14 protein-coding genes are annotated in these 13,782 nt (G+C 65.6%); 12 read left to right on the plus strand and 2 right to left on the minus strand.

All coding sequences use genetic code 11. The features are described from left to right. The first annotated feature begins 65 nt into the window (after positions 1–65). From J2R76_RS15505 to soxA, 9 genes are all read left to right on the plus strand, one after another. Entirely contained in the window at positions 66–689 is a 624-nt protein-coding gene (locus tag J2R76_RS15505) for a TetR/AcrR family transcriptional regulator (RefSeq protein ID WP_253624113.1), read from the plus strand. A 100-nt stretch (positions 690–789) separates the two neighbouring features. Further along, positions 790–2,187: an MFS transporter gene (locus J2R76_RS15510; protein ID WP_253624114.1), complete on the plus strand. Its 1,398-nt coding sequence runs from the start codon at positions 790–792 to the stop codon at positions 2,185–2,187. Positions 2,188–2,340: 153 nt separating this feature from the next. After that, positions 2,341–2,790 carry a (2Fe-2S)-binding protein gene (locus J2R76_RS15515; protein ID WP_253624115.1) on the plus strand — a complete coding sequence of 150 codons (450 nt, stop codon included), beginning with the start codon at positions 2,341–2,343 and terminating at the stop codon, positions 2,788–2,790. 10 nt (positions 2,791–2,800) lie between these two features. Continuing rightward, positions 2,801–4,987, plus strand: a complete 2,187-nt coding sequence (locus J2R76_RS15520; protein WP_253624116.1) for a xanthine dehydrogenase family protein molybdopterin-binding subunit — start codon at positions 2,801–2,803, stop codon at positions 4,985–4,987. A 58-nt stretch (positions 4,988–5,045) separates the two neighbouring features. Continuing rightward, positions 5,046–6,317 carry an NAD(P)/FAD-dependent oxidoreductase gene (locus J2R76_RS15525; protein ID WP_253624117.1) on the plus strand — a complete coding sequence of 424 codons (1,272 nt, stop codon included), beginning with the start codon at positions 5,046–5,048 and terminating at the stop codon, positions 6,315–6,317. 13 nt (positions 6,318–6,330) lie between these two features. Further along, positions 6,331–6,759 (plus strand): sulfur oxidation c-type cytochrome SoxX, encoded by a 429-nt coding sequence (gene soxX, locus J2R76_RS15530; protein ID WP_168857914.1) that lies wholly within the window; start codon positions 6,331–6,333, stop codon positions 6,757–6,759. Between the two features lie 13 nt (positions 6,760–6,772). After that, complete coding sequence (locus tag J2R76_RS15535) at positions 6,773–7,237, plus strand: SoxY-related AACIE arm protein (protein ID WP_076827069.1); 465 nt, start codon at positions 6,773–6,775, stop codon at positions 7,235–7,237. Continuing rightward, the gene (soxZ, locus tag J2R76_RS15540; RefSeq protein WP_168857889.1) at positions 7,237–7,557 is read left to right on the plus strand and encodes a thiosulfate oxidation carrier complex protein SoxZ; all 321 of its coding nucleotides are present in this window, start codon (positions 7,237–7,239) and stop codon (positions 7,555–7,557) included. The genes J2R76_RS15535 and soxZ overlap by 1 nt, the downstream gene beginning before the upstream one ends. Beyond that, positions 7,554–8,327 (plus strand): sulfur oxidation c-type cytochrome SoxA, encoded by a 774-nt coding sequence (gene soxA / locus J2R76_RS15545; protein ID WP_253624118.1) that lies wholly within the window; start codon positions 7,554–7,556, stop codon positions 8,325–8,327. Before soxZ ends, soxA begins: the two co-directional genes overlap by 4 nt. A 120-nt stretch (positions 8,328–8,447) precedes the next feature. Here soxA and J2R76_RS15550 read toward each other — a convergent pair whose 3' ends face one another. Beyond that, a complete protein-coding gene (locus J2R76_RS15550; protein ID WP_253624119.1) occupies positions 8,448–9,221 on the minus strand; it encodes a ferredoxin--NADP reductase in 774 nt (257 codons plus the stop codon). Positions 9,222–9,367: 146 nt separating this feature from the next. Here J2R76_RS15550 and J2R76_RS15555 point away from each other — a divergent pair, with 146 nt between their 5' ends. The 3 genes from J2R76_RS15555 (at position 9,368) to J2R76_RS15565 (ending at position 13,122) form a co-directional block, all read left to right on the plus strand. Next, positions 9,368–10,564 carry an amidohydrolase family protein gene (locus tag J2R76_RS15555; protein ID WP_057017552.1) on the plus strand — a complete coding sequence of 399 codons (1,197 nt, stop codon included), beginning with the start codon at positions 9,368–9,370 and terminating at the stop codon, positions 10,562–10,564. Between the two features lie 386 nt (positions 10,565–10,950). After that, positions 10,951–12,351 carry a selenium-binding family protein gene (locus J2R76_RS15560; RefSeq protein WP_253624120.1) on the plus strand — a complete coding sequence of 467 codons (1,401 nt, stop codon included), beginning with the start codon at positions 10,951–10,953 and terminating at the stop codon, positions 12,349–12,351. Between the two features lie 102 nt (positions 12,352–12,453). Next, on the plus strand, positions 12,454–13,122 hold the full coding sequence (locus J2R76_RS15565; protein ID WP_253624121.1) for a hypothetical protein: 669 nt from the start codon (positions 12,454–12,456) through the stop codon (positions 13,120–13,122). Positions 13,123–13,320: 198 nt separating this feature from the next. Here the strand turns inward: J2R76_RS15565 and J2R76_RS15570 are convergent, their stop codons facing one another. Continuing rightward, a complete protein-coding gene (locus J2R76_RS15570; protein WP_028334366.1) occupies positions 13,321–13,776 on the minus strand; it encodes a MarR family winged helix-turn-helix transcriptional regulator in 456 nt (151 codons plus the stop codon). Between the last annotated feature and the right edge of the window lie 6 nt (positions 13,777–13,782).

The following is a 13,782-nucleotide window of genomic DNA, read 5'->3' on the forward strand; positions in this document are numbered from 1 at the left end:
CTTTCACGGCCATAATGTGAGTAATTGCTCATATTTCACAACTCGCGTTTTGGGAGATGCCCCTCATGCCGGCGAAGCGGCGCATCAAGGCCCGGAAACAGCCGCTTCAGCAGCGTTCGCGGGAAACCGTGGCGGTGATTCTGGAAGCGGCGGCTCGCGTTTTGGAAGCGGGCGGGCTCGAGGGCTACAACACCAATGCGGTCGCCGAGCGCGGCGGGATCAGCGTCGGCTCGGTGTACCAGTACTTCCCGAACAAGGACGCGCTGACGCTGGCATTGATCGCCAGATTCGAGGACGCGCTGCTGGCGAAAGTACGGGATGCGGTCGCGGCATCCGAGGGCAAGAGCCTGACGGCATCGCTCAACCTGATCGTTCGGGCCCAGCTCGAGGCGCATGCCGAGCGGGCCGGGCTCAATCGCATTCTGGAGGCCGAGGAGGATCGCCTGCGCGCGGCGTCATCGGGCACGTCAGCGGCCGGCGAATTGAAGGAGCTGGTCGCCGCCCTGCTGGCGCGGCATCGTCGTGAGATCGCAAGGCCAGTCGATGATGACGCCATCGAGGACTTGATCGTGATCAGCCGCGCCATGGTCGACCATGCGCTTCAAAACGACCTCTCGCAGGCTGCGGCCAGCCGCCGGGTGCTGCGCGCCATCGAAGGATATCTGTTCGGTCCGCGGCGGGACTTCTGACGCTTCCGGCAAGGCCGCTTCGCATACGCATCATGCAATGGCGCGGCTGGGGAACGGGATGCCGGCGTAGTACATGGCGGCCCCGGAGACATTTTCAGGCATGCTCGAGAAGACCCCGACCACCGCGGCTGCGGCACCGATCACCGATGGTTTGCCTTGGGAGACCCGCCGCTGGGCGGTGGCCGCGATCTTCACGGCGCTGGCGATGGCCTCGCTCGATACCGCGATCGCCAATATCGCGCTGCCGGCGATCGCGAGCGATCTGCATGTCAGCCCTGCGGAAGTGGTCTGGGTCGTCAACGTCTATCAGATCGCGCTGGTCGCGACGCTGCTGCCGCTCGGCGCGCTCGGCGAGATCGTCGGCCACCAGCGAATCTATCTCGGCGGCCTGCTGCTGTTCACATTGGCGTCACTCGGCTGTGCCCTGGCGTGGTCGCTGCCAAGTCTGCTGGTTGCGCGCACCTTGCAGGGGCTCGGCGCCAGCGGCCTGATGAGCGTCAATACCGCGCTGGTGCGCTTCGTCTATCCGAGCCGGATGCACGGCCGCGGCTTCGGCCACAATGCGCTCGTGGTCGCGACCGCCTTCACGCTGGGGCCGACCATCGCCTCCGGAATCCTCGCGCTCGGCCCATGGCCCTGGCTGTTCGCCGTCAACATTCCCTTTGGCGTCGTCGCGTTGCTGATCGGCATGAAGACGCTGCCGACGACGCCGCGCGCCACCCATGCCTTCGATTTCGCCGGCGCGGCGCTGGCCTGCGCCTGTCTCGGCCTCTTCATCATCGGCATCGGCAGCGCCGCGCACAAGGCCGCGCCGGCGCTTGTCATCGCCGAGCTTGTCGGCGCCGTTCTGTTCGGATGGATCCTGACCCGGCGGCATGCCGATCATCCGGCGCCGATGCTGCCGATCGACCTGTTCCGGCGGCCGATCTTCGCGCTGTCGGCCGCGACCGCCGTCTGCTCATTCGCTGTGCAGGGCCTCGCCTTCGTATCGCTGCCGTTCTACTTCGAGGACATATTGCACCGCTCGCAGGTCGAGACCGGCTTCTTCATGACGCCCTGGCCGCTGGTGGTCGCCTTCATGGCGCCGATCGGCGGCCGGCTGTCGGACCGCTATCCGGCCGGCATCCTCGGCGGCATCGGCATGCTGCTGCTCGGACTTGGCATGGTGCTGCTCGCGACCCTGCCGACCGAGCCCAGCGTCGCCAACATCGTCTGGCGCACGATGATCTGCGGCATCGGCTTCGGTTTCTTCCAGACCCCGAACATGAAGGCGATCATGTCGAGCGCGCCGTCGCATCGCAGCGGCAGCGCCAGCGGCATCGTCGCGACCGCGCGGCTGACCGGGCAGACCACCGGCGCCGCCCTCGCCGCGCTCTGCTTCGCGCTGGCCGACCGCGAGGGCGCCACCGTGGCGCTGGCGCTGGGTGCCGGATTTGCCGCGCTCGGCAGCGTCATGAGCTTCCTGCGTTTGGCCGTCGCTTCACCGCAAAAGTCATGACAGGTATGCGGCGCGCACAGTCCGCGGCCAAACACCACAGCATCAACTTTCTTTCGCGCTGCGAGCGCATTTTCTTGATTTGAACCGTTCCAGTTTCAAGGCCAACATCGCGCTGCAGTCCGGTCGGAGGATCGGACCATTCAGGGGATCGCGATGGCAAACCTCAAAATTAACGGCAAGACAATCACTGTAGACGTCGAGGACGATACGCCACTGTTGTGGGCTATCAGAGAGAACATCGGACTGACGGGGACCAAATACGGCTGCGGCATCGCCCAATGCGGCGCCTGCACCGTGCATATCGACGGCGTCGCGATGCGCTCCTGCGGCGTCACGGTGAGCGAAGCGGCCGGCAAGGAAATCACCACGATCGAGGGTCTCGCGGCGGGCGGCGTGATGCACAAGGTGCAGCTCGCCTGGATCGCCAGCGACGTGCCGCAATGCGGCTATTGCCAGAGCGGCATGATCATGGCCGTCGCGGCGCTCTTGAAGGACAATCCGAAGCCGACCGACGACGACATCAACGACGCCATCACCAATATCTGCCGCTGCGGCACCTTCCAGCAGGTGCGCGAGGCGATCCATGCTGCCGCGAACGCATAAGGACGCAGCGATGAACCAGCACGTCATGCCAAAACTGAATCGCCGCGCCTTTGTGATCGGCACCGCAACCGCCGGCGCCGGCCTCGCGCTCGGCCTCGACCTGCCGTTCGGCGGCCCCGCCGTGGTGCGCGCGGCCGACGGCGCGCCTGAAATCAACGCCTGGGTCGTGATCCGGCCCGACGACACCGTGGTGATCCGCATCGCCCGCTCCGAAATGGGCCAGGGCACGCTCACCGGCCTCGCCCAGCTCGTCGCCGAAGAACTGGAATGCGACTGGTCGAAGGTCACGACAGAATATCCGACGCCCGGCCAGAGCGTCGCCCGCAAGCGCGCCTGGGGCGACTTCTCGACCGGTGGCAGCCGCGGCATCCGCACCTCGCAGGACTATGTCCGCAAGGGCGGCGCCACCGCGCGCGTGATGCTGATCCAGGCGGCAGCCAACGAGTGGAAGGTGCCGGCCTCGGAATGCAAGGCCGTCAACAGCGTCATCACCCACACGCCCTCGGGCAAGACGACGACCTACGGCAAGGTCGCGGAAGCCGCGGCCAAGCTCGAGCCGCCGGCCGACGTCAAGCTGAAGGACCCGAAGGACTGGACCATCGCCGGCAAGGGCCTGAAGCGGCTCGACACCGTCGACAAGACCACCGGCAAGATGGTCTACGGCATCGACGTCAAGCTGCCGGGCATGCTGAACGCCGCGATCAAGGATTGCCCGGTGTTCGGCGGCAAGGTGAAGAGCTTTGACGAGGCCAAGGTCGCCGGCATGAAGGGCGTCAAGAAGGTGGTGCAGGTCGGCGACAGCGCCGTTGCCGTCGTCGCCGACACCTGGTGGCACGCCAAGACCGCGCTGGATGCGCTACCGATCGTCTGGGACGAAGGCCCCAACGCCAAGGTCTCCAGCGAGACGATCGCGACATGGCTCGCCGAAGGCCTCGACAATGCGCAGCCGGCCTATGTCGGCAACCAGAACGGCGACGCCAAGGCGGCGATCGCCAGCGCTGCCAAGAAGGTCGAGGCGGTCTACAGCTATCCCTACCAGAACCACGCCACGATGGAGCCGATGAACGCCACCGTGCTCTATACGTCTGACAAATGCGAGGTGTGGTGCGGCACGCAGAATGGCGAGGCGGCGTTCGCGGCGGCGCTGGAGGCCTCCGGCCTGCCGGCGGAGAAGGTCGACGTGCACAAGCTGATGCTCGGCGGCGGCTTCGGCCGGCGCGGCATGACCGACTATGTGCGGCAGGCGGTGGCGATCGCCAAGCAGATGCCGGGCACGCCGATCAAGCTGCTGTGGTCGCGCGAAGAGGACATGCAGCACGGCAAGTATCACCCGATCACGCAGTGCAAGCTGACCGGTGCGTTCGATGCCGACAACAACCTGGTCGCGCTGCACTACCGGCTGTCGGGTCAATCCATCCTGTTCTCGGTGCGCCCGGAAGCGCTGCAGAACGGCATGGACCCCGCCGCGTTCCAGGGCGTCGCGCAAGCCGGCGAGGCCGCGATCGGCTATTCGGTGCCTAACCTGCTGGTCGAGCATTCGATGCGCAACCCGCACGTTCCACCGGGCTTCTGGCGCGGCGTCAACGTCAATCACAACGCGATCTACATGGAATGCTTCATGGACGAGCTGGCGCTGGCGGTCGGGCAGGACCCGCTCGAATTCCGCCGCAAGCTGATGGGCAAGCACCCCAAGCATCTCGCCGTGCTCAACGCCGTGGCCGAGAAGATCGGCTGGGGCACGCCGGCGCCGCAGGGCGTCTATCGCGGCATCGCGCAGGTAATGGGCTATGGCAGCTATGTTGCCGGCGCCGCCGAGATCTCGGTGACCGACGGCAGCAAGATCAAGGTGCATCGCATCGTCGCCTCCACCGATCCCGGCTATGTCGTCAACCCGGCGCAAGTCGAGCGGCAGATCGCGGGCTCCTTCGTCTACGGCCTCAGCGCGCTGTTCTACGGCGGCTGCACCGTGAAGGACGGCCGCATCGAGCAGACCAATTTCGACACCTACAACTCGATGCGCATCAACGAGATGCCGAAGGTGGAATCGGTGATGGTGCCGAGCGGCGGATTCTGGGGCGGCGTCGGCGAGCCGACCATCGGCGTTGCGGCGCCGGCGGTGCTCAACGCCTATTTCGCCGCGACGGGAAAGCGCATCCGCAGCTTCCCGCTGCGCAACCAGAACATCAGCTTCGCCTGATCAAACCGGAAGCGGCGGCCCCGACCGGCCGCCGCCTCCTTTTTTCGGATTCTCGTGCATGGCCGTCACGCGTCATCAGACGCGCAGGGATGTGATCCGTGGCGCCGCTGCCGTCGCAGCGGCCGCCTTGGCGCGTCCGGCGTTGGCGCAGGCGGCGCCGCGCATCGCGGTGATCGGCGGCGGCTTCGGCGGCGCGGCCTGCGCGCGGGCGCTGCGGCGGCTCGACACCAAGCTTCAGGTTACGCTGATCGAGCCGAACAGGACTTTCACGGCCTGCCCCTTCAGCAACGAGGTGATTGCAGGTCTGCGCGAGCTTGCCGCGCAGCAATTCACCTATGACAAGGTTGGGGCCGACGGCATCACGATTGCCGCACAGGCGGCGACGAAGGTCGACGCGCAGGCGCGCAGCATCGCGCTCGCTGATGGGACAACGCTGTCCTATGACCGGCTGGTGCTGGCCCCCGGCATCGACATGCGCTTCGACGCCCTCTCCGGCTATGACGAGGCAGCGGCCGAGAAGATGCCGCACGCCTGGAAGGCCGGCGAGCAAACCATGCTGTTGCGCAAGCAGCTTGAAGCCATGGACGATGGCGGCCTCGTCGTGATCGCAGTGCCGGCTGCGCCGCTGCGCTGTCCGCCCGCGCCTTACGAGCGCGCCAGCCTGATCGCGCATTATCTGAAGGCGAACAAGCCGAAGTCGAAGATCCTGGTGCTCGACGCCAAGGACAATTACTCGCAGCAGAAGCTGTTCGAGAAGGCCTGGACGGAGCTCTATCCCGGCATGATCGAACGGATCGCGCTGTCGCAGGGCGGACGGGTGACGTCGGTCGATCCGGCGACAAACGAGATCGTCACCGACTTCGGCAACTACACCGCCGCGGTCGCCAATGTGATCCCGCCGCAAAGGGCCGGCCGCATCGCTGACATCGCCGGCGCCGCCGACCACACCGGCTGGTGCCCGATCGATCCCGTCACATTTGCTTCAAAGCTCGTGCCCAACATCCACGTCATCGGTGATGCCGCGATCGCCGGCGGCATCCCGAAATCCGCCTCCGCGGCGGCAGCGCAAGGCCGCGCCTGCGCGGCCGCGATCGTGAGCGCGCTTGCCGGCAAGGCGCCGGAGACGCCGCGGCTGGATGGTGCCTGCTACAACACGGTCGCGCCGGGCTACGCCTTCTCGCTGAAGGGCATCTATCAGCCGAAGGAAGATCAGTACGCCGAAGCGGCGGTCACCACGAGCCCGGTCGATGCGCCGCGCGAGCTGCGCCAGCGCGAGGCCGATCAGGCGCTCGACTGGTTCAAGAGGATCACGGGAGATGCCTTTGGCTAGGCTCGCCCTCACAATGCTTCTCGCCGCGGGACTGTTCGCGGCCTGCTGGCCCGTCGGCGCCGAGGAGCTGCGGAATTACACCGTCGTGGGCGATGCGATTCCGGCCTCGCTGACGGGAACCAGGGGCGATGTGGCGCGCGGCCGCGCCCTGATCGTCGAGCGTTCCTCCACTTGCATCCTCTGTCACAGCGGCCCATTTCCCGAGCAGGCGTTCCAGGGCGACCTCGCGCCGAACCTTGCCGGAAGCGGCAGCCGCTGGTCGGAAGGACAGTTGCGGCTCCGCCTGGTCGATGCGTCGCATCTCAACGCGGCGACGATCATGCCGTCCTACTATCGGGTCGAAGGGCTCGTGCGGGTCGGTACCTCTTGGCGCGGCAAGCCGATCCTGTCGGCGGAGCAGATCGAGGATCTCGTGGCTTACTTGACGACACTGCGGAACTAGGACCAATCAATCGATGGCGAATTCGGACCACACCACACGCCGGACGTTTCTGAGCCTGACTGGCGGCGCCGCCGCGCTGGTGATCGTTCGCCCCGTGGACGCGACGCCGGCGATGCTGTCCGCCGCGATCCGCAATGTCGTCGGCGAGGCCGATGTGCACACCGGCAAGGTCAAGCTCGACATTCCGCCGCTGGTCGAGAACGGCAACACGGTGCCGATGACGGTCAGCGTCACCAGCCCGATGACGGCGGACGAGTATGTGAAGAGCATCCACGTCTTCAACGAGAAGAACCCGCAGCCGAACATCGGCAATTTCCATCTCGGGCCGCGCGCCGGGCGCGCCCAGGTGTCAACCCGCATCCGCCTCGCTGACAGCCAGAAGGTCACCGCCATCGCGCGGCTGTCCGACGACACGTTCTGGTCTGCAACCGCCGACGTCGTGGTGACGCTCGCTGCCTGCACCGAGGAGGCGATCTGATGCCGTCGGCCCTGATCAATGTCCCGGCCAAGGCCAAGCGCGGCAGCGTCATCGAGATCAAGACGCTGATGTCGCACATCATGGAGACCGGCTACCGCCACACGGCCTCGGGCAGCGTGGTGTCGCGCGACATCATCACGAGCTTCACTTGCCGCTTCAACGGCAAGGAAGTGTTCCGCGCCGATCTTTATCCTGCGATCGCGGCCAATCCGTTCATCACCTTCTTCACCACGGTGACCGAGAGCGGCAAGTTCGAATTCGAATGGATCGGCGACAAAGGGTTTTCGGAGACCGCGCAGGCTTCGATCACGGTCGAATGAGGATTGCGGTCTGCATCGCGCTGCTGACGGCGATGGCGGGCGCCGCGCTCGCGACCGAGATCCCGCGATCCGAACGCCGCTCCGGCTACAGCTTCATGAGCGCCGACAGCAAGGCGATGCAGGACGAGGACACCGCCAATCCCGGCATGCTGTCCGTGCTCGACGGCGAGGCCTTGTGGACGCGCAAGGCCGGTACCGCAAACAAGGCCTGCGCCGACTGCCACAACGACGCCCGCGTCAGCATGAATGGCGTCGCGGCGCACTATCCGGCCTTCGACAAGGCGCTAGGCAAGCCGGTCGACCTCGAGGGACGGATCAACCTCTGCCGGACCAACCACCAGCAGGCCTCGCCCTTCGCCTATGAAAGCCGTGAGCTGCTGGCGCTGACCGCCTATGTCGCACGGCAATCGCGCGGCATGCCGATTGTGGCCGACGACGATCCGGAGCTCGCGCCGTTCGTCGAACAGGGCCACGCGCTGTTCATGCAGCGGCAGGGCCAGCTCAATCTCGGCTGCACCAACTGCCACGATGATAACTGGGACAAGAAGCTCGCGGGCAGCGCGATCACGCAAGGGCAGCCGACCGGCTATCCGCTGTACCGGCTGGAATGGCAGGCGCTCGGATCGTTGCAGCGGCGGCTGCGCGCCTGCATCACCGGTATCCGCGCGCAGGCTTATGATTACGGCTCGCCCGAGCTGGTCGAGCTCGAGCTCTATCTGATGACGCGGGCGCGTGGCATGCCGGTCGAGACGCCGGCGGTCAGGCCTTGACTACACAGCTCCATCCGCGTCATTGCGAGGAGCGGAGCGACGAAGCAATTCATCCCTCCGCGCGCTGGGTAGCAATGGATTGCTTCGCTTCGCTTGCAATGACGGCGAAATGTGCGGGCTTCAGCGCTCGGCGAACGCCTTCTCCACCACGAACTGCGCGGGCTCGCCGTGATTGCCCTCGACGAAGCCGCGGCCGTTCAGCAACGTGCGGGTGTCAGCGACCAGCGCCGGCGAGCCGCAGATCATGACGCGGTCATGCGCGGCATCGAGCGCCGGCAGGCCGATGTCGGTGAACAGCTTGCCCGAGATGATGAGGTCGGTGATGCGGCCGCGGTTATGGAACGGATCGCGCGTCACGGTCGGGTAGTAGATCAGCTGGTCGCGCACCAATTCGCCGATCAGTTCGTCCTGCGGCAGCTTCTCGGTGATCATCTCGCCATAGGCGAGCTCCTTGACGCGGCGGCAGCCGTGCAGCAGCACGACCTTCTCGAACCGGTCGTAGGTCTCGGGATCCTTGATCACGCTGAGGAACGGCGCGAGGCCGGTGCCGGTGCCGACCAGATAGAGGTTGCGACCATCCTTGAGGTTGTCGATGACCAGCGTGCCGGTCGCCTTGCGGCTGACGATGATCTCGTCGCCTTCCTTGAGGTGCTGGAGGCGTGAGGTCAGCGGGCCGTCCGGAACCTTGATCGAGAAGAACTCCAGCGTGTCCTCGTAATTCGCGCTGGCGACGCTGTAGGCCCGCAGCAGCGGCTTCTCGCCGACCTTGAGCCCGATCATGGTGAACTCGCCGTTGCGGAAGCGGAACGACGGGTTGCGCGTGGTCTTGAAGGAGAACAGCGTGTCGGTCCAGTGGTGAACGCTGAGGACGCTTTCCTGGTTGAAATTGCTCATCGTCAGTTTCCTTGACGCGCGGGCCGGATTGGCGGCAAAATCATTTGTACACGATCGTTCGTATACAAATGAATAATCCAGCTTGATCCGGCCGTCAAGCCACGGGCACAATGGCCGGCGAAGGCGTTGAACCAAAAGGAAAAACCATGGCGCACGATGCACCCCAGGCGACCGGTCCGAGCAAGCTGGTGATCCGCAATATCGGGCTGATGCTGTCGGGGGCCCTGGAAAAGCCGATCCTGGATGCCGACACCATCGTCGCCGAGAACGGCAAGATCACTGCGATAGGCCGCCTCAAGGACGTCGACACCGAAGGCGCCACCACCATCGTCGATGCCAATGGCACGACGGTCGCGCCCGGCCTGATCGACAGCCACGTCCACCCCGTCGCCGGCGACTGGACGCCGCGGCAGAACCAGATCAACTGGATCGACAGCTATCTGCATGGCGGCGTCACCACCATGATCTCCGCCGGCGAGGTGCACATGCCCGGGCGTCCGCGCGACGTCGTCGGTTTGAAGGCGATGGCGATCTTCGCACAGCGCGCGTTCTGGACGCTGCGACCGGGCGGCGTGAAGGTGCATGCCGGCGCGCCCGTGATCGAATGCGAGATGGTGGAGGACGACTTCAAGGAGATGGCCGCCGCCGGCGTCAAGCTGCTCGGCGAGGTCGGGCTCGGCGGCGTCAAGGACGGACCGACCGCGCGCAAGATGGTCGGCTGGGCGCGCAAATACGGCATTCAAAGCACGATCCACACCGGCGGCCCGTCGATCCCGGGCTCCGGCCTGATCGACAAGGACGTGGTGCTGGAGGCCGACACCGACGTGGTCGGTCATATCAATGGCGGCCACACCGCCCTGCCCGACGACCAGATCCGCTGCATCTGCGAGGGCTGCAAGCGCGGACTCGAGCTGGTGCATAACGGCAATGAGCGCTCGGCGCTGTTCACGCTGCGCACCGCGCGCGAGATGGGCGATTTGCACCGCGTCATCCTCGGCACCGACGCGCCCGCCGGCTCCGGCGTGCAGCCGCTCGGCATCTTGCGGATGGTCTCGCTGCTGTCCTCGCTCGGCGAGCTCCCGGCCGAGCTGGCGTTCTGCCTGGCGACCGGCAACACCGCGCGGATGCGCGAGCTCGATTGCGGCCTGATCGAGGTCGGCCGCTCGGCCGATTTCGTGCTGATGGACAAGGCACAGCATTCGCCGGGCAAGAACATCCTGGAGAGCGTTCAGCTCGGCGATCTCCCGGGCATCGGCATGACCATCATCGACGGCATCGTCCGCACCCAGCGCAGCCGCAACACGCCGCCCGCGGGCAAGGTGCCGGAGGTGGTGGCGAAGTGACGTGCACCAAAGCCGTTGCGCGGAGGTAACGGGGTGAACAGCGGTGCAACATATCCGGTGTCGCCCCGGCGAAGGCCGGGACGGCGCTGAACGTTTGGTGCCACTCGTCAGTCATACATTCACTTGCTCTCAGGCTGATGTGCTGGATCGGTTGCTCAACCCCTTGAGCAGGCTGCCAGATCGCGCGCCCGGCGGCGCGCGGCTTTGCCGCGCCAGCGCCGTCACCGAACCTTGTTTTCAGCTGTCACCGTTGAGGTGTAGTCTGCCCGCAAGCGAACCTTAGCCGGCAGCACTCGCAAGAGGCATTTTTCGATCCGGATTTAAGTTCTTGCTGCTGCATGCCGCCGTGCCGTGTCGATCCACATCACACAATCAGGAGGCAGCCGATGACGATGAGGCCAGATCCTACGTTCCACGCCTCGCCGAAGCTCGCGATGGAAGCGCCGGCCGAGAGCTTTGCCTACACCGTGCTGCTCAGTCCGGATTTCTCGAAGCCGGACACACTCGCGGTGATCGACGTCAAGCCCGGCTCTCCGACCTACAGCAAGATCGTCCACACGGTGACGATGCCCAACAAGGGCGACGAGTTCCACCATTTCGGCTGGAACGCCTGCTCGTCGGCGCTGTCCCCGCTGGCCGGACACGCCTTCCTCGAGCGTCGCTATCTCATCATCCCCGGCATGCGATCCTCCCGGATCTATATCGTCGACACCAAGCCGGATCCGACGCAAGCCAAGATCCACAAGATCATCGAGCCCGAGGAGATCTTCAAGAAGACCGGCTACTCGCGACCGCACACCATCCACTGCGGGCCGGAAGGCATCTATGTCAGCACGCTCGGCGGGAGCGGCAAGGACGGCACCGACGGGCCGCCCGGCATCTTCATCATGGACTGCGAGACATTCGAGGTGCTCGGCCGGTGGGAGATCGATCGTGGGCCGCAGACCAAGCATTATGACTTCTGGTGGAATCTGCCGCGCGACTACATGGTGAGCAGCGAGTGGGCCTTGCCGCCGCAGTTCGAGAACGGCATCGTGCCGGAAGACCTGCTGTCGAACAAATACGGCCATCGGCTGCATTTCTGGGACCTGCGCGCCCGACGCAATGTCCAGACCATCGACCTCGGCGCCAATCATCAGATGGCGCTGGAGGTGCGTCCGGCGCACGATCCGGTTCGCGAACACGGCTTCGTTGGCGTCGTCGTCGATACCACGAACCTCGAGGGTTCGATCTGGACCTGGTGGCGCGAGGGCGGCAAGTTTCACATCGAGAAGACGGTGACGATCCCGCCCGAGCCTGCATCGAAGGACCAGCTGCCGCCGCTGTTGCAGGGTTTCGGCGCCGTACCTCCGCTGGTGACCGATATCGACTTGTCGATGGATGACAAGTTTCTCTATGTCGCCTGCTGGGGCACCGGCGAGATGCGCCAATACGACGTCAGCGATCCGCGCAAGCCGAAGCTCGCCGGATCGGTCCGCATCGGCGGCATCGTTCATCGCGCGCCTCACCCGAACGGACAGGCCTTTGCCGGCGGGCCGCAGATGGTCGAGATCAGCCGCGACGGCAAGCGGGTGTACTGGACCAATTCGCTCTACTCGACCTGGGACGACCAGTTCTATCCGCAAGGCATTCCCGGCGCCGAGGTGATGGCGAATGCAAGCCCGGGCGGAGGGCTCGAACTGGCGAAGGACTACTGGGTCAGCTTCCCCGACGGCTACCGGGCGCACCAGATCCGACTCGATGGCGGTGACTGCTCCACCGACTCCTTCTGCTATCCGTCGGTCTAGAGCGTTTTCGAGCGAAGTGGGTACCGGTTCGCGTGAAGAAAACGCGTCAAAACAAGAATCCAGAGCCCGTTCCGATTCGATCGGAACGGAAAGGGCCCTGACGTGAGCCCGGCCGACTGGACTCCGGCCTGGCTGTGGCTGGCGGTCATCGCGAGCGGCCTCTACCACGGAATCAACCCGGGCATGGGCTGGCCGCTCGCGGTTTCCGCAGGGTTGATGCAGAAAAGTTCGCGTGCGCTGGTGACCGCGCTTGGCCCGCTCGCGATCGGTCATTTGCTGGCGATGCTGCTGGTGATCCTTCCGTTCGCGCTCTTGATCACCCTCGTCGAATGGCAGCGCACGATCCGGATCGGCGCCAGCCTGCTCGTCATCCTGTTCGGCGTCTACCGGCTGATCGACCGACGCCATCCGCGCGCCCTGGCGCGGATACCGCCGACGCAACTCGCTTTGTGGTCGTTCGCGGTGGCGATCGCGCATGGCGCGGCGCTGATGCTGGTGCCGATCTATCTGGGGCTGTGCCGCGAGGCTGAAGCGGACCAACGCCATGCGGCTGCCAACAGCCTGATCGATACCAGCCTCACGATGGCCGTACTGGTCTCGATCGTCCATGCCGGCGCGATGATCGCCGCCGGCGGATGCCTGGCGTGGCTGGTCTACCGCTACCTCGGCCTGAAATTCGTATCCCGGAGCTGGTTCAATCTGGACACGGTTTGGGCGCTCAGCCTGGTGCTGGTCGGCGCCGTCGCGCTGGCGCTTGGCCTGGAATCGTAGTGCGGACACAGCACGCTGCCCAATCGGCAAGGTTGCGGAGGTCGTGACACGTGAGGCACGATAGATGACCCGTCATCCTGAGGTGCACGCGCAGCGTGCCTCGAAGGGTGAACGGCCCGGCTAGGTCTGCGCGGCGAAAGCCGGGCCTTCGAAACGGTCGCTTCGCGACCTCCTCAGGGTGACGGTGTTAGATTTGCGTCAGCGGAGCTTGCCGAGCAACGCGATCAGCGTCTCGCGCTCCTTGGCGTCGAGCGGCGCCAGCGTTTCCCTGGAGATCACCAGCGCATTGGGTGCGGCCTTGTCGGCCATCTGCTGGCCGGCGCGCGTCAGACTCACCAGCAGGCGGCGGCCGTCGTCGGGATCCGGCGAGGTCTCGGTCAGGCCGCGCGCGGTCAGGCGATCGATCACGCCCTTGATGGTCGCAACGTCCATCGAGGTCAGCCGCCCGAGCTGGTTCTGCGAGCAGGCGCCGACCTCGGACAACTTCGACAGCGCCGCCCACTGTGTCGGCGTCAGATTGATGCCGATCTCTCGGGCGAAGATCACGGCGTGGCGCTGCGACACCTGGCGCAGGATGAAGCCGATCTGCTCGTCCAGCACATATCCCGGCCTGGTCGCCTTCCCGTTTCGCTTCGGTGCCGCACTCCTCGCCATTGTCCA

The organism is Bradyrhizobium sp. USDA 4532 (assembly GCF_024171315.1).
In the GTDB taxonomy this organism is placed as follows: Bacteria; Pseudomonadota; Alphaproteobacteria; order Rhizobiales; family Xanthobacteraceae; genus Bradyrhizobium; species Bradyrhizobium australafricanum.